Annotated in this window: 14 protein-coding genes; 12 read left to right on the top strand and 2 right to left on the bottom strand. The window is 72.9% G+C overall.

Annotation, left to right across the window (positions count from 1 at the left end; genetic code table 11):
- The first annotated feature begins 160 nt into the window (after window positions 1–160).
- From ACLBX8_RS26610 to ACLBX8_RS26560, 11 genes are all read left to right on the top strand, one after another.
- Window positions 161–1,669: an ATPase domain-containing protein gene (locus ACLBX8_RS26610; RefSeq protein ID WP_447716056.1), complete on the top strand. Its 1,509-nt coding sequence runs from the start codon at window positions 161–163 to the stop codon at window positions 1,667–1,669.
- The gene (locus tag ACLBX8_RS26605; protein WP_447716055.1) at window positions 1,656–2,696 is read left to right on the top strand and encodes a sensor histidine kinase; all 1,041 of its coding nucleotides are present in this window, start codon (window positions 1,656–1,658) and stop codon (window positions 2,694–2,696) included. The genes ACLBX8_RS26610 and ACLBX8_RS26605 overlap by 14 nt, the downstream gene beginning before the upstream one ends.
- Window positions 2,697–2,838: 142 nt before the next feature.
- Window positions 2,839–3,201 (top strand): hypothetical protein, encoded by a 363-nt coding sequence (locus ACLBX8_RS26600; protein ID WP_091980646.1) that lies wholly within the window; start codon window positions 2,839–2,841, stop codon window positions 3,199–3,201.
- A 482-nt stretch (window positions 3,202–3,683) separates the two neighbouring features.
- A complete protein-coding gene (gene msuE / locus ACLBX8_RS26595; protein ID WP_447716054.1) occupies window positions 3,684–4,256 on the top strand; it encodes an FMN reductase in 573 nt (190 codons plus the stop codon).
- A gap of 8 nt (window positions 4,257–4,264) precedes the next feature.
- A complete protein-coding gene (locus tag ACLBX8_RS26590; protein WP_100253461.1) occupies window positions 4,265–5,224 on the top strand; it encodes an aliphatic sulfonate ABC transporter substrate-binding protein in 960 nt (319 codons plus the stop codon).
- 18 nt (window positions 5,225–5,242) lie between these two features.
- Window positions 5,243–6,292 carry a sulfonate ABC transporter substrate-binding protein gene (locus ACLBX8_RS26585; RefSeq protein ID WP_447716053.1) on the top strand — a complete coding sequence of 350 codons (1,050 nt, stop codon included), beginning with the start codon at window positions 5,243–5,245 and terminating at the stop codon, window positions 6,290–6,292.
- Window positions 6,292–7,074, top strand: a complete 783-nt coding sequence (gene ssuC, locus ACLBX8_RS26580; protein WP_447716052.1) for an aliphatic sulfonate ABC transporter permease SsuC — start codon at window positions 6,292–6,294, stop codon at window positions 7,072–7,074. Before ACLBX8_RS26585 ends, ssuC begins: the two co-directional genes overlap by 1 nt.
- Complete coding sequence (locus ACLBX8_RS26575) at window positions 7,074–7,961, top strand: ABC transporter ATP-binding protein (protein WP_447716051.1); 888 nt, start codon at window positions 7,074–7,076, stop codon at window positions 7,959–7,961. Before ssuC ends, ACLBX8_RS26575 begins: the two co-directional genes overlap by 1 nt.
- 117 nt (window positions 7,962–8,078) lie before the next feature.
- Complete coding sequence (gene ssuD, locus ACLBX8_RS26570; protein WP_447716050.1) at window positions 8,079–9,254, top strand: FMNH2-dependent alkanesulfonate monooxygenase; 1,176 nt, start codon at window positions 8,079–8,081, stop codon at window positions 9,252–9,254.
- Window positions 9,255–9,395: 141 nt separating this feature from the next.
- Entirely contained in the window at window positions 9,396–9,665 is a 270-nt protein-coding gene (locus tag ACLBX8_RS26565; RefSeq protein WP_012318328.1) for a hypothetical protein, read from the top strand.
- Window positions 9,666–9,946: 281 nt separating this feature from the next.
- Window positions 9,947–12,202: a cyclic nucleotide-binding domain-containing protein gene (locus ACLBX8_RS26560; protein ID WP_447716082.1), complete on the top strand. Its 2,256-nt coding sequence runs from the start codon at window positions 9,947–9,949 to the stop codon at window positions 12,200–12,202.
- A 34-nt stretch (window positions 12,203–12,236) separates the two neighbouring features.
- On the opposite strand, the gene ACLBX8_RS26555 is transcribed toward ACLBX8_RS26560, so the two are convergent.
- A complete protein-coding gene (locus tag ACLBX8_RS26555; protein WP_447716049.1) occupies window positions 12,237–12,632 on the bottom strand; it encodes a DUF3307 domain-containing protein in 396 nt (131 codons plus the stop codon).
- A 344-nt stretch (window positions 12,633–12,976) separates the two neighbouring features.
- Here ACLBX8_RS26555 and ACLBX8_RS26550 point away from each other — a divergent pair, with 344 nt between their 5' ends.
- Window positions 12,977–13,750, top strand: coding sequence for a sigma-70 family RNA polymerase sigma factor (locus ACLBX8_RS26550; protein ID WP_447716048.1), 774 nt, complete (start codon window positions 12,977–12,979; stop codon window positions 13,748–13,750).
- On the opposite strand, the gene ACLBX8_RS26545 is transcribed toward ACLBX8_RS26550, so the two are convergent.
- Window positions 13,747–14,808 carry a GNAT family N-acetyltransferase gene (locus ACLBX8_RS26545; protein WP_447716047.1) on the bottom strand — a complete coding sequence of 354 codons (1,062 nt, stop codon included), beginning with the start codon at window positions 14,806–14,808 and terminating at the stop codon, window positions 13,747–13,749. The two genes, ACLBX8_RS26550 and ACLBX8_RS26545, sit on opposite strands and share 4 nt — an antisense overlap.
- Window positions 14,809–15,005: the final 197 nt, after the last annotated feature.

Raw genomic sequence — 15,005 nt, 5'->3', positions numbered from 1 at the left:
GGGGGTAGCGCCGCGCCGCGCGCCCGTCGGGCAGGCGCGCGGTGCCGGCCGCGCGGCGGCGTTTCGCGCTGCGCGCGGCTTCGTGTACGAGACCGGGCTCCGCGTACCGTCGCGCGGTCGACGGGCCGCCCGCCCGTGGGACGACGGCAGAGACCTCGACATGGCAGTGACCGATCACGACGCGGCACCGGTCTCCACCGGGGTGACCGGCCTCGACCACATCTTGGCCGGCGGCTACGCGTCCCAGCGCTCGCACCTCATCGAGGGGCGGCCCGGATCCGGCAAGACGACGCTGGCGATGCAGTTCCTCCTCGACGGCGTGCGCCGGGGCGAGCGCTGCCTGTACATCACGCTCTCGGAGAGCCGGCGCGAGCTCCTGAACGTCGCGGAGCGCCACGGCTGGTCCCTCGACGGCATCGAGATCTGCGAGCTCGTCGCGCCGGAACTCAGCCTCGACCCCGGGCAGCAGCAGAGCCTCGTCCACTCGTCCGACCTCGAGCTCGGCGAGACCGTCCGGATGGCGATCGCCGAGATCGAGCGGCTCAAGCCGCAGCGCGTGGTGTTCGACAGCCTCTCGGAGATCCGGCTGCTCTCGCAGGGATCGCTGCGCTACCGCAGGCAGGTCCACGCCCTGCGCAGCTTCCTGCTCATCCAGAACACCACGGCGCTGCTCCTCGACGATCTCACCGCCGAGACGGACGACCTGAACCTGCACAGCCTCAGCCACGCCGTGATCCGGCTGGAGCAGCTCGCGCCCCTGTACGGCGGCGAGCGGCGGCGCCTGCGCGTGATCAAGATGCGCGGCACGCCGTTCCGGGGCGGTTTCCACGACTACGTCATCCGGCGCGGCGGGCTCACGGTGTTCCCGCGCCTCGTCGCGGCCGAGCATCTCGGCACCTTCCCCGACGACCGGTGCGGCACGGGCAGCCCCGAGCTGGACCAGCTGCTCGGCGGCGGCCTCGACCGGGGCACCAGCACGATGCTGATCGGACCGTCCGGCGTCGGCAAGTCGACGGTGGCGCTCACCTGCGTCACCGCGGCGATCGCCCGCGGCGAGCGCGCGCTGATCCTCAGTTTCGACGAGACCACCGGCGTCCTCAGTCGCCGGGCCCGCGGTCTCGCCATGCCGGTCGACGACGCGATCGCCGCCGGATCGCTCATCGTCGAGCAGATCGACCCGGCAGAGGTCTCGCCCGGCGAACTCGCCGACATCGTCCAGAACGCGGTCGAGCACCGGGGCGTGACGACGGTCGTGATCGACTCCCTGACCGGCTATCACAACGCCATGCCGGAGGAGAATTACCTGCTCCTGCAGATGCACGAGCTGCTGACCTACCTGAACCAGCAGGGCGTGCTCTCGCTCCTCGTCCTGGCCCAGCACGGCATGATCGGGGCGATGGGCGCGACTGTCGACCTCACCTACCTCAGCGACACGATCCTGCTGTTCCGCACCTTCGAGGCCGACGGGCGGCTGCGGCGCGCGATCTCGGTCGTGAAGAAGCGGACCGGCAGCCACGAGGACACGATCCGCGAATTGCGGATCGACTCCGGCGGGATCCGCGTTGGCGAACCGCTCAGCGCGTTCCGAGGTATCATGACCGGCGTTCCGACATTCGAGGGTGAGCGGTCGTCGCTCCTGCCGACCCGCGCGGCTGATGACCGAGGCTGAACTGCCGGTTCTCATCTTCGCGCCGGGTGGCCGCGACGCCGCCGTCGCCGCAGCGATCCTCGGCGAGGCGCGGATCGCGGCACAGGTGTGCGCCAGCCTCGCGGACGTGGTCTCCCGGCTCGACGCGGCCGCCTGCGCGGTCCTCACCGAGGAGGCGCTGCTGTCCTCGAACCGCCAGGCCCTGGCGGACTGGATCGCCGCGCAGCCGCCCTGGTCCGATTTCCCGTTCATCCTCCTGCGGCTGCGGGGCGCCGAGCCCAACGCGCAGCTGACCGACATGCTCGGCAACGTCAGCGTGCTGGAACGCCCGTTCCACCCGGCGACGCTGGTCATGGCGGCCCGCTCCGCCCACCGCGCCAAGCGCCGGCAGCTCGAGGCGCGCGCCCATCTCGAGGAGCGCGAGCGCACGACCGAGAGGCAGGCGCTCCTGATCCGCGAGCTGCATCACCGGGTGAAGAACACGCTGGCCACCGTGCAGGCGCTGCTCGGGGCCTCGGCCCGGTCCGCGACCAGCGTCGACGCGTTCTACGCGTCGTTCTCGGCGCGGGTGATCTCGCTGGCCAAGACCCACAATCTCCTGACCGAGGATTACTGGCAGCAGGCGCCCCTGCGCGAGATGCTGATGAACGAGCTCGGGCCCTACAACGACGTCGAGGGCGCCCGCATCCAGCTGGACGGCCCCGCGATCGACCTGATGGGCGACCTCGCGGTCCCGACCGGCATGGCCATCCACGAGCTGACGACCAACGCGGCCAAGCACGGCGCCCTGTCGGTCCCGGAGGGCCGGATCGCGATCCGGTGGGATATCGAGCAGACGCCGGCCGCCCGCATGCTCCACCTCGACTGGACCGAGCGGGGCGGCCCGGCCACGGCGGTGCCGACGCGGAAGGGCTTCGGCTCGACGCTGCTGCAGCGCGTCCTGAAGGTCCAGTGCCAGGCGGAGATCGCCTTCGATTTCCAGCCGGCCGGGCTGCACTTCACCATGCGGGCGCCGCTGCCCGAGACGCGCGTCGTCCCGGCCTACTGAGGCCGTCCGGGTTCCGGCCCCGGCGCCGCGCCGGTCGCGGGGTGTGCGCTTTCACACAGAAGTGTCTTGCGTTCCGCGGCCCAGATCGAACTTATCGCAGGTGCGAGATTTGGGATGTCGCAGCACAGCGATACGTCTTGCGATGAATAGATTTGCTCCTCTCGTGGCGGCCGCACTGGCCTGGGCCGTGTTCGGCACCTGGGCCGAAGCCCGTCGCTCGTCCTTGCAGAAGGACGTTCCGGCGCTCCGCCCGGGGATCGAGGCCGATCTGGCCGCGAGACACTGTCCGGCCGTCCGGATCGACACGGAGCGCTTCCGTCAGTTCTCGCGCGAGAACCATCTGAATCACGCGGACTTCTTCACGAAGAAGCGCTCTGTCGCCCTGCAGCACGACCTCGACGCGGAGCTGGCGCAGCTCCGCGAGCGTCCCGAGGAGGCCTGCGCGCAGATGTGGACCAAGTACGGCGACGACGGCACCGTGCAGCACCTCCTCGTCCGCAAGTAGGCACCGCCCTCCGATCCGGAGCCGCCCGGGCGCGTCGTCGAGGATGGCGGCAATGACGGCGGCGATGACGACGGTGACGACCGCGAAGGTGTCACCGCGGGCAGCGTTCCGGTCGCACCGGATTCCCCCTCCGCCCCGGATCCCGGGCTTGGCGATTCGGTTCCAGGTCCGCCCGCGTACCGAGAACATGCTTCTCCCGCCGGGCGCTCCGAGAGAATAAAGCCCCGCCTCTCGCGCGGATGAACCGCCGGCACGCAAGATCTCGCGCCCGTTCTGCGCGGCGGCCGAGATGAAATTCCATATTGATCGCCCGATTTCGGGGAGAACGTTTTTCCTTCACCGGTCAATTGGGAACGCCGTTTCATTGACGGCGGAAGTCGCAGCCATCAATTCTAGCGGCCTGTTCGGATGTCCGGCCGCGCAACCTCCGTTCTTCGGGATCGGGGCGGTCCGTCATCCTGTCTCGCAGCAAGGCATCCGGAATGACACGACCGAGACTCGTCGGGCTGAGCGCCAACGTGCAGCGGCCCTCGAAGACCCGCACGCTGGTGGATGCCGTGCTCCGCGAGGCCAGCGCCCAGGCCTCTCTCGACGCGGAGATCCTCGACTTCGTCGATGCCGGGACCGGCCTCGGCGCCGCCTGGACCCGCGACCAGCTCGCGCCGACCGCGCGCGGCGTGCTCGCGGCCATCGAGGAGGCGGACGGGCTGGTCGTCGGCTCGCCGGTCTACAAGGGCGCCTATACCGGCCTGTTCAAGCACCTGTTCGACCTGGTCGATCCGGGGGCGCTCGCCGGAAAGCCCGTGGCGATCGTGGCCACGGGCGGCGGCGCGCGCCACGCCCTCGTGGTCGAGCACGCGTTCCGGCCGCTCTTCGGCTTCTTCGGGGCGCTCCAGATCCCGACCGCGGTCTACGCCTCCGATCCCGATTTCAGCGACGGCGCGCTGACGGAGGCCGGGGTGCGCGCCCGCGCCCGCGAGGCCGGCGGGCAGCTCGCCGCGCTGCTCGTGCACCGGGCGGCCGCGGCGCCGCTCACCCTCGCCGCCGCCGAGTGAGCCGGCCGATGCTCGACCGTCGCGCCTTGCTGGCCGCCCTCGCGGCCCTGCCCCTCGCGCCGGCCCTCGTCCCGGGCGCCCGGGCGGCCGAGCCCGGCGTGCTGCGGATCGGCTACCAGAAGAACGGCATCCTAGTCGTCGCCAAGCAGCAGAAGATCATCGAGAAGCGCCTGGAGCCCCTCGGATACGCGGTGCGCTGGGTCGAGTTCTCCTTCGGGCCGCCGCTGCTGGAGGCCCTGTCGCTGGACGGGATCGATCTCGGCCAGACCGGCGACGCCCCGCCGATCTTCGCCCAGGCCGCGCGCTCCAACCTCGTCTACGCGGCCGCCCAGGAGGCCGGCGGCTCCGGCGCCGGGATCCTGCTGCCGAAGGGCTCGGAGATCCGCAGCCTCGCCGAGCTCAAGGGCAAGCGCGTCGCCTTCGCCAAGGCGTCGAGCTCCCACAACCTGACCATCGCGGCGCTGGAGAAGGCCGGCCTGAGCTACGCCGACATCGAGCCGGTGACGCTGGCGCCCGCGGACGCCGCGGCCGCCTTCGCCCGGGGCAGCATCGACGCCTGGACGATCTGGGACCCGTACTTCGCCATCGCCGAGCAGGGGGAGGGCGTGCGCGTGCTGGTGCGCGCCACCGACGTGACCCCGCAGAACAACTTCTTCCTGGCGAGCCGGCCCTTCGCGGAGAGCCGGGCCCCGGTCCTCACCGCGGCGATCGACGCCCTGGGCGAGGTGGCGGCCTGGTGCACGCAGAATCGCGGCGCGGTGGCGGAACTCCTGTCGCAGGGCACCGGCGTGCCGCTGGCCGCGACGCGGCGGGCGGTGGACCGGACCGACTACGTGATCGGACCGATGACCGACCGCGTCGCCGCCGAGCAGCAGCGGGTCGCCGACCGCTTCCACGCCCTGAAGCTGATCCCCAAGCCGATCCGCATCGCCGACGCGGTCTGGACGCCCCCCGCCCGCAACGGCTGAGACCGACCGCAGAGAGCCATGACCGACCGATCGCCCCGCGCGCTGTCCCTGTCATCCGCCGGCGCCCCCGCCCCGAACCGCCGCCTCCTCCTGTCCGCCGGCCTCGGCCTCGCGGCGGCCGCGCTGCTGCGGCCCGCCCGCGCGGCCGGCAGCATCCGGATCGGCTACCAGAAATACGGGTCCCTCGTGCTGCTGAAGGCCCGCGGCACCCTGGAGAAGGCCCTCCAGCCCCTCGGCACCGCGGTGGCGTGGTCCGAGTTCCCGTCCGGCCCGCCGCTCCTGGAGGCGCTGAATGCCGGGGCGATCGATTTCGGCTCGGCCGGCGAGGCGCCGCCGATCTTCGCCCAGGCCGCGAGCCCGGAGCTGCGCTACGTGGCCGCCGAGCCGCCGGCGCCGCGGGGCGAGGCGATCCTCGTGCCCAAGGACAGCCCGATCCGCAGCGTCGCCGACCTGCGCGGCAAGACCGTCGCCCTCAACAAGGGATCGAACGTCCACTACCTGCTGGTGCGCGCCCTGGAGCAGGCGGGCGTCCCCTACGACGCGGTGACGCTCGCCTACCTGGCGCCGGCCGACGCCAACGCCGCCTTCGTGCGCGGCTCCGTCGATGCCTGGGTGATCTGGGACCCGTTCCAGGCCGCCGCCGAGCGCGCCACGGGCGCCCGGGTCCTGGTCGACGGGCGCGGGGTCGACGGGCACGCGCTCGCCCCCAACCGCCAGTTCTACCTGTCCCGGCGCGGCTTCACCGACACCAGCCCCGCGATCGTCTCGGCCGTGCTGCAGGCGATCGGGGAGATCGACGCCTGGGCCGAGGGCCATGCCGACGCCGTGGCGGCGGAACTGGCGCCCTCGGTGGGCATCCCCGCGCCGGTCCTCGCCGTGGCGCTCGGCCGCCTGTCCTACGGCGTCGCGCCCCTCGACGCGGCCGCGATCGCCGACCAGCAGAAGGTCGCCGACAGCTTCCACCGTCTCGGGCTCCTGCCGAAGCCCGTCCGGGTCGCCGACGCGGTCTGGACGCCCCCCCGGCCCGCGGACGCCCTCAAGTCCGAGAAGCGGACGGAGAACCGCTGATGCGCCCCTCGAAGCTCGTTCGCCTGCGCGACTCCGCGGTGCCCTGGCTGCTGCCGGCCGCCATCCTGCTCGGCTGGCAGGCCGCGGTCTCGGCCGGCCTCGTCTCCAACCGCTTCATGCCGGCGCCCCTCGACGTGGTCCGGGCCGGCTGGGAGGCCGGGCGAACCGGGGAGCTCTGGACCAATCTCGGCGTCAGCACCCTGCGGGCGCTGGCGGGCTTCGTGATCGGCGGCGGCATCGGCTTCGCGCTCGGCCTCGCCAACGGCCTGTCGCGCCTGTCGGAGCGGCTCACCGACACCTCGGTGCAGATGGTGCGCAACGTGCCCCACCTGTCGCTGATCCCGCTGGTGATCCTGTGGTTCGGCATCGGCGAGGAGGCCAAGCTGTTCCTCGTGGCGCTCGGCGTGTTCTTCCCGATCTACGCCAACACCCTGCACGGCATCCGCTCGGTGGATCCGGGCCTCGTGGAGATGGGCCGGGTCTACGGCATGTCCCGCACCGAGCTGTTCACCCGCGTGGTGCTGCCCGGCGCCCTGCCGTCGATCTTCGTGGGCCTGCGCTACGCGCTGGGCATCATGTGGCTGACGCTGATCGTCGCCGAGACGATCTCGGCCTCGTCGGGGCTCGGCTACATGGCCATGCAGGCCCGGGAGTTCATGCTGGTCGACGTCGTCGTGCTGGCGATCCTGATCTACGCCGCCCTCGGCAAGTTCGCCGACGCCCTGACCCGCCAGCTCGAGCGCGCCTGCCTCGCCTGGAACCCCGCCTACAGGAGCGCCTGATGCTGCTCGACGCCGTCCGCCGCGAGGCGCTTCCCGACCCGGGCGCGGACCCGCGCCCGGCGCCCGGCCCCGCCCCGGGGCACAGGCAAGCGGATCTGCCCGCGGATCTGCCCGCGGATTCGCCCCCCTCGCCGCCGGCCCGCGGGATCGCCGTCACCGTCCGCGACCTGGACAAGAGCTTCGACGGCACCGCCGTCATCGAGGGCCTGAACCTGTTCCTGCCGGCCGGCGGGTTCACCGCGGTGGTCGGCCGCTCCGGCTGCGGCAAGAGCACCCTGCTGCGCCTCATCCTCGGGCTCGACACGCCCACGGGCGGGCGGATCGACCTGGAGGGGCCGGAACGCTCCCCGCGCCGGTCCGAGCCGCCGAAGCGGATCATGTTCCAGGAGCCGCGGCTGCTGCCCTGGGCGCGGGTCGTCGACAACGTGGCGGTCGGCCTGTCGGGGCACGGCTCCCGGGCCGAGCGCCGGGAGCGGGCACTGGCGGCGCTCGCCGAGGTCGGCCTCGCCGACAAGGCCGGGCAGTGGCCCGCCACCCTGTCGGGCGGCCAGCGCCAGCGCGTGGCCCTGGCCCGGGCGCTGGTGAGCCGGCCGGGCCTGCTCGCCCTCGACGAGCCGCTGGGCGCCCTCGACGCCCTGACCCGGATCGGCATGCAGGACCTGATCGAGCGGATCTGGCGGGCGCAGGGGTTCACCGCGCTCCTCGTCACGCACGACGTCACCGAGGCCGTGGCGCTGGCCGACCGCATCCTCGTGGTCGAGGCCGGCCGGATCGCCCTCGACCTGCGGGTCGACGTGCCGCGGCCGCGCCGGCGCGGGGATCCGGACCTCGCCCGCCTCGAGGGCCGCATCCTCGATCACCTGCTCGGATCGCAGCCGACCGCCTGAACGCGGGCCGCCGTTTCCCGGAAGCGGCGGCCCGCCCTAGCTCTCGACGATCACCGGATCCGCGCAGTCGGGTCCGGCTTTTCCGCATCCGGCCACCGGGCCGCACAGGAGATTCCGATGACAGCAGCCAATGACGGGCGCGCCGACGTCCTCTGGTTCCTGCCGACCCACGGCGACGGCCGCTATCTCGGCGCGCGGGAGGGGGCCCGGGACGTCTCGCTCAGCTATCTCCGGCAGATCGCGCAGGGGGCGGACGAGCTCGGCTATTACGGCGTGCTGCTGCCCACCGGACGCTCCTGCGAGGATTCCTGGATCGTCGCCTCGGCACTGGCGCCGCTGACCAAGCAGCTGCGCTTCCTCGTGGCGGTGCGGCCGGGCCTGATGGAGCCCTCCGCGGCGGCCCGCATGACCGCGACCCTCGACCGGATCTCGGACGGGCGCCTCCTGATCAACGTCGTCACCGGCGGCGACCCGGTGGAACTCGCCGGCGACGGCGTGTTCCTCTCCCACGACGAACGCTACGCCGTCACCGACGAGTTCCTGACGATCTGGCGCGGCCTGCTCGCGGGCGAGACCGTGACCTTCCGGGGCGATCACCTGCGCACCGAGAACGGCCGGCTGATCTTCCCGCCGGTGCAGAAGCCCTATCCGCCGCTCTATTTCGGCGGCTCGTCGGCGGCCGGCATGGCGGTCGCGGCCGAGCATTGCGACGTCTACCTCACCTGGGGCGAGCCCCCGGCGCAGGTCGCCGAGAAGATCGCCGCTGCCCGGCAGGCCGCCGAGGCGAAGGGCAAGACCTTCTCGTACGGCATCCGCCTGCACGTCATCGCCCGCGAGACCGAGGCCGCGGCCTGGGAGGCCGCCGAGCAGCTGATCTCGAAGCTCGACGACGCCACTATCGCCAAGGCGCAGGAGACCCTGAAGCGGCAGGATTCCGTCGGCCAGAGCCGCATGATGGCGCTCCACGGCGGCAGCCGCGACAAGCTCGTGGTGGCGCCGAACCTCTGGGCCGGCGTCGGCCTCGTCCGCGGCGGCGCCGGGACGGCCCTGGTCGGCTCGGCCGACCAGGTCGCCGACCGGATGAAGGAGTACATCGATCTCGGGATCGACCGCTTCATCCTCTCGGGCTACCCGCACCTGGAGGAGGCCTACCGGTTCGCCGAGCTGGTCTTCCCGAAGCTGCCGCTGCGCGCCACGACCGGGCGGCCGGCCGGCAATGCCCGCAACGACGGCCCGTTCGGCGAGATCATCGCCAACGACCTCGTGCCGACCCGCCGCGTCAGCGCCCATTGACCGGCGGCCCCGCCGGCACGGGGCATGGCTGATCTGCGTTCGGGCAGCCGGGACGTCATGGTCATGCCATCCTTGGCGCCCATCCGCACCGCCCATCGCCGCGCGACCCGCTCGCGCGGCCTGGACGAGCGTAGGATTTCGATGACTTCGACCAAGACGGCCCTCCTGGCCATCGGTCTGTGCCTCGGCCCCGCCGCGGCCTTCGCGGAGCAATCCCCGGCCCGGGAAGCCCTCAAGCAGTACTGCACCGGCGACTACATGGATTTCTGCAGCGCCTACGCGCCGGGCGGCCCGGAGGTCGAGGCCTGCTTCAAGGCCAACCTCAAGAAGCTCTCCCCGAACTGCTCGGCGGCGATCACCGCCTACAAGAAGGAGCAGCGGGCGACCAAGCGCGTCAGCGAGGCGCGCTGAGGGCCGAACGCCCGTCGCGGCGGCCGCGACCCGGGAGCCCCCGACGGCGCGGCGGATCGGCCGATCCGCCGCGCGATCCACCGCGGCGATCCCACAATGCTGCCGCGCGGAAGCGGCCTGCACGATAATTTAAGCCGGCGCCTGCCATCGGTTGAGAACTGGCGTGGCCAAGGTCAGGTCCTGCGATTCGGCGACGATCCGTGCGCGTGATCGCACGGGATCTGCACCGGGATCTGCGATCTCCGCGCCCATCGGGATTTCGAGACGCGGGTACCGTGCCGATGACGACAACCGACCTGACGTCCGCCGGGACCGCATCCCCGGCCGGCGGCCGCGCGGCGATCCTGCGCGGGGCCCGCATCGGGGCGGCGGCGGCCGTCACCGTGATGGTGCTGCTCCTCGACCTCATCAGCTACTCCCAGCTCATCTTCTCGGGGCCGCTGGCGGAGAGCCGCGCGGCCGGCCTGTCGGCGCTGCTTGCGGCCTACGTGCTGGGCAGCCTCGTCTTCATCGCGCTCCGCCGCACCGCGCGGATCTCGCTGTCCTTCATCGGCGCGGCCGCGATCGTGCAGGCGGCGATCGCCGCGGCGGTCGCCGGGCAGCTCGAGGCCGCGGGCGTCACCGATCCGGAGACGGTCGGACAGCTCGTGCTCGTCGCCTGCGGCGTCTCGACCTTCGCCACCGGCGTGATCTTCGCGCTGCTCGGCACCCTGCGGGCCTCCCTGCTGGTGCAGCTCCTGCCCTACCCGGTGCTCGCCGGCTTCCTCGGCGGCGTCGGCCTGCTGTTCCTGCGCAGCGGCGTGCAGATCGGCGGCCATGTCGACGACCCGCTCGCGGCCCTGCTCCACGCCGTCGATCCGGCGAACCTCGATCCGGGCCGGATCGATGCCGGGGCGCTCGCGCGCATCGCCCTGACCCTCGTGATCGGGTTCTGCGCCTTCTACCTCCCCCGGATCGTCCGGCACTGGGGGACCTACCCGACGGTGATCCTGTCGAGCCTCGCGGTGGTCCATCTCGGGCTGGCCTGGACGGGCACCAGCGTCGCCGCCGGGCAGGCATCGGGATGGCTGATCGAGCCGCTGCCGACGGGCACGCTGCTGCGGCCGCCCGCCATCGGCAGCCTGACGGCCTTCGATCCGCACCTGCTCCTGCCGATCTGGCCCAAGATCGCCACCCTGGTCGTCGTGGCGGTGATCATCCAGATCCTCTACGTGGTGAGCGTCGAGCTGGAGATCCGGCGCGACCTCGACATCGACCGGATGTTCGTCGCCTCGGGCGCCACCAACCTGGTCGGCAGCGTGTTCGGCAGCTCCGCGATGGGCTTCGGCCGGACCTCGACGCTGCTGCTGCACAACATCGGCGGCGGCCACTGGCTCGGCTGGTGGCTGACCCTCGCGGTCATGGCGGCGCTCCTCATCGTCGGCGCGAGCCCCCTGGCGCTGCTGCCCCGCCCGCTGGCCGGCGGCGCCCTGATCGCCATCGGCATCGGGCTCCTGTTCAACCTCGGCGTCGCCAGCCGGACCCTGCCGGGCTGGGAGATCGCCATCGCGCTGGTCGTGTGCACCGCCACCGCGTATTTCGGGGCCACCACGGGCTTCCTCGTCGGCGTCCTGCTGGCGATCCTGATCTTCGGGGTCCAGTACGGGCAGATCGGCGCGATCCGCCGGTCGCTCTCCGGGGCGGACCGGCGCAGCAGCGTGATCCGCGGCCCCGACGCCGCCGCGCGGCTCGAGGCGGCCGGCGGCCGGACCCGGATCTACACCCTGCAGGGCTACCTGTTCTTCCTCAACGCGCAGGCGATCTTCCGCCAGGCCGCCGCGGAGGCCGGGGATCTGCGCGTGCTGATCCTGGATTTCCGCGAGACCGTGGGACTCGACAGCTCGGCGCTGATCGCGTTCCGCAAGGTCGGCCAGCTCGCCGAGCAGCGGCGCTTCGAGGTGCTGCTGGTCCACGTGGATCCGGTCGCGCGCCTGCTGATCACCCGCAACGGCCTCACCGCCGACCCGCGTGTCCGGATCCTCGACACGCTGGACGAGGCCCTGCGCGCCGCCGAGGCGACGCTCCTGGCGGAGGCCGGCGGCGCCGGCCCGGGGGAAGTCGCCGTCTTCGCCCGGCACATGGCCGACCGGCTCGGCAGCACGTTCGGCCCGGACGACTTCGCGCCCTACCTGACGGTCCGCGAGCTCGCGGCGGGCGCCGCGCTGATGCGCCAGGGGGAGGCGGCCGATGCCCTCTACTTCCTGGAGCAGGGCCTCGTCTCCATCGAGATGGAGGTCCCCGGCCGCGGCAACCTGCGCCTGCGCACCACCACGGCCGGCACGGTGATCGGCGAGATCGCGCTGGTCCAGGGCGGGCGGCGCACCGCCACCGCCGTCGCCGAGAGCCCCTGCCGGGTGGTCGTCATCGACCGCGCCGCCCTCGCGCGGATGGAGCGGGAGCGCCCGGACCTCGCGCTCGCCTTCCAGCGCTTCCTGATCCTGGAACTGGCCGGCAAGGTCTCCGACACGAACCGGCTGCTCGAGGCCGAGATGCAGTGAGGCGCCCGGCGGCGCCGGCTCTCCCGGTCAGGGGTCAGGCCGCCGCCAGCACCACGGCGAGCCCCAGATGGGTGACCTGGTGCAGGAACTGGTCGATGCCGATCAGCCACCAGAACCGGGCGTCCGTGGGCGGCAGGCTCGTCCGCCGACCGACCAGCACCTTGCCGCGGTCGATCCCCGTGTGGATCGCGAAATCGACGAGCGCCAGCCACCACAGGGCCGGCTTCACCGTCAGCGCGATCGCCAGCGTGCCGAGGCCGTGCAGGCCGGTATGGGCGCAGAGGGGCGCGAGCCAGGCGGACGACCGCTGCTTGCCCTGCGCCATCCAGTTGGTCTGAAGGAAGAAGTCCGCAGCGAGGTGCTTCACGGCGAACGCCAGGACCAGCAGCGCGAAGGCACCCACCGGGACGAGCGTATCGACGGACGGCATCGCGGCGCTGGCTCTCCTGCCGCGATCCTGCGGGGAAGGGTTCGGCCGCGCGCACCGCGCGCCGAATCGAGGAAGCGCCAGCATACACGCGCCGACGGACCCTGGCGCGACCGGAAATCCGGCGCGGCCGCCGGCCCGATCCCGGGCGTGGCACCGTGGAATGCAGAATCCGGAACGATTTCTCGCCCCGCGCCGGGGCGAACGTCCAGATCTTTCATCTATTCTCTCGAACCGATGTCGATATTTCGAGTTTTAATAATTCCAATCCATGAAGATAGACGTTGTTACACAGAACAGCCGCGTGTTACGCGTCCCGCCTGCACGCGCCGTGCCGATGGGAGCTTGTGAGCGGGACAGTGGCGACCTGGAACTGCGACGCCGGTCCCTCCGGCCACGGGATCGCCGCGGTCCCGCCGGGCCGGCCCGGCCGCCCTCCGCCCGGCGGATCATGGAACCTCGCGGCGTTCGAGCGCCATCGCGCCGCCTATCTGGCGCGGGCGCGCCGCATCCTCGGCTGCCCGGCCCAGGCGGAGGACGTGGTCCAGGACGTGCTGCTCCGGCTGATCGCCGATCCGCCCCTGGCCGAGACCGCGATCCAGGCCGCCTATGTCGGGCGGATGGTGCGCAACCTCGCCCTGGACCGGGCGCGGCGGCAGGGCCTCGAGCGGCGCCTGTTCACCGGCCTCGACGCCGCGCCGGACCCGGCCGATCCCGGCACCGGGACCCCCGAGGCGGCCGCGGCGTCACGGGAATCCCTGCGGCAGGTGGAGGCCGCGGTGGCCGAGCTGCCGGAGCCGGTGCGCACGGTCTTCCAGCTCCACCGGGTCGAGGGCGTTCCGCAGATCGAGATCGCGGCCCGGCTCGGGGTCTCGCGCGCGCTGGTGTGCGGCCTCGTGCGCCGCGGCCACCTGCACTGCCTCGCGGCCCTCGACCGGCGCTGCGCCGCCTGCCCGGCGCGCGCCGAGGCCCCAGGCCGGCAGCGGCGCCGGACCGCGCCCGTCGGCCAGGACCTCGGCCGCGGCCCGGCGCAGGCGATCATCAGCCCGCCGGCGACGGACCCGTGGGCGGGGGCGGGGGCGTCACCGGACGCGCACCCCTGTTCGCGGAGGGCGGTCTAGGCGGGCACCGCGGGAGGCCGCGGCGCGGCGTCGGCGGCGGCCGCCCCCGGCACCCAGAGCCGGTCGCGCACGAAGTGCTCGCGCGACAGCGCGACCAGGGCCGCGCGCTTGTGGGGGAAGTCGACGGTCGCGATCGTCGCGAAGCCGGAGCCGTGGAGGTTCCGGATCTGCTGGGCGTGATCGGCCCGCGGCTCGCCGACGACGCGCTGCGTGCGCGGCTCGTCGAGGAACAGGTAGTGCATCAGCGACGGCAGCCAGGCCGAGAGCGCGGGCCGCCCGCGCACGGACGCGTCGCCGATCGCGACGTGCCAGCCGCGGTCGTAGGAGCCGGCCTCGTAGAGCGGCCCGAGGCGGCTCTCCCGCGCCCAGTACAGCTCGAAATAGCCGAACGGCCTGCCGTCGAGGCAGCCGAACAGCGGCAGGGTCGCGGAGTCGGCCTGGAGCCCGGCGATGTAGGCGGCGTGCGCCTCCAGGGTACCGGTCTCCTGCCAGATCGCGGCGATGCGGGGGTCGTTCATCCAGGTCGAGAACAGGGCGACGTCGCCGGGCTCCGTCATCGTGCGGAAGGTCAGACGCCGGTCGAGCCACGGGATCGCCCGCGCGTAGACCGTGCCGGCGGGCGTCCGGGGCCGCAGCGGGTGGCGGCGGCCGGCCGTGGCGGTGAACAGCTCGGGGAAGGGCGGCCGGGCCCGCGGGAGCCAGCGGGCGGCGCATTGCCAGAGGAGCCCCGGCAGGATCTCGACCCCGTCGCCGTCACCGAGGGCCCGGGCCGCGCCGAGATCGAGCAGCCGTCCGGACGTCGCCGGATCGGCCGCGACGACGATGCGCAGGACCTGCATGTCCTGGGCGGTCAGCGCCTCGGCGCGCGCCAGGATCGCCTCCGCGGCCGCCGCCGGCGCGACCGGCTCGGCGAGGCGGATCACCGGCACTTCGCGGGTCCCCTCCAGGGTGAGGGGCACCGGCGCGGCGTCCCGCGCGGTTTCCCGCGCCCCGTCATCGCGCGGCTTCGGGGGATGCGCCCCCGCGTCGCGCATCCGCTGGCTCGAAGCGTCCGTCATCCGTCCTCCGCGCGTCGCCGGCACCTCCGCGTCGCCGGCACCTCCCTGACGGATGGGCCCGTCCGGCGTTCAGAGGTTTCGTGCGGGCGCCGTCCGCCGGCACCGGGTGCGACAGCATGAACGGCGCCCCGCCTCAACCGTCACTCCGTCGAAGCCCGAGCGGCGCAGGAGCGAGCGGATGGACAGGCACGGCCAGG

This window comes from Methylobacterium sp. D48H (assembly GCF_053345715.1).
Note: the sequence above shows the minus strand (reverse complement) of the source record. Positions and strands in the feature narration are given on the sequence as shown.

Bases quoted from the DNA above. Each gene is read 5' to 3' on its own strand.
- ACLBX8_RS26610 (WP_447716056.1), top strand. From the start codon at position 161: ATGGCAGTGACCGATCACGACGCGGCACCGGTCTCCACCGGGGTGACC.
- ACLBX8_RS26605 (WP_447716055.1), top strand. From the start codon at position 1,656: ATGACCGAGGCTGAACTGCCGGTTCTCATCTTCGCGCCGGGTGGCCGC.
- ACLBX8_RS26600 (WP_091980646.1), top strand. From the start codon at position 2,839: ATGAATAGATTTGCTCCTCTCGTGGCGGCCGCACTGGCCTGGGCCGTG.
- msuE (WP_447716054.1), top strand. From the start codon at position 3,684: ATGACACGACCGAGACTCGTCGGGCTGAGCGCCAACGTGCAGCGGCCC.
- ACLBX8_RS26590 (WP_100253461.1), top strand. From the start codon at position 4,265: ATGCTCGACCGTCGCGCCTTGCTGGCCGCCCTCGCGGCCCTGCCCCTC.
- ACLBX8_RS26585 (WP_447716053.1), top strand. From the start codon at position 5,243: ATGACCGACCGATCGCCCCGCGCGCTGTCCCTGTCATCCGCCGGCGCC.
- ssuC (WP_447716052.1), top strand. From the start codon at position 6,292: ATGCGCCCCTCGAAGCTCGTTCGCCTGCGCGACTCCGCGGTGCCCTGG.
- ACLBX8_RS26575 (WP_447716051.1), top strand. From the start codon at position 7,074: ATGCTGCTCGACGCCGTCCGCCGCGAGGCGCTTCCCGACCCGGGCGCG.
- ssuD (WP_447716050.1), top strand. From the start codon at position 8,079: ATGACAGCAGCCAATGACGGGCGCGCCGACGTCCTCTGGTTCCTGCCG.
- ACLBX8_RS26565 (WP_012318328.1), top strand. From the start codon at position 9,396: ATGACTTCGACCAAGACGGCCCTCCTGGCCATCGGTCTGTGCCTCGGC.
- ACLBX8_RS26560 (WP_447716082.1), top strand. From the start codon at position 9,947: ATGACGACAACCGACCTGACGTCCGCCGGGACCGCATCCCCGGCCGGC.
- ACLBX8_RS26555 (WP_447716049.1), bottom strand. From the start codon at position 12,632: ATGCCGTCCGTCGATACGCTCGTCCCGGTGGGTGCCTTCGCGCTGCTG.
- ACLBX8_RS26545 (WP_447716047.1), bottom strand. From the start codon at position 14,808: ATGACGGACGCTTCGAGCCAGCGGATGCGCGACGCGGGGGCGCATCCC.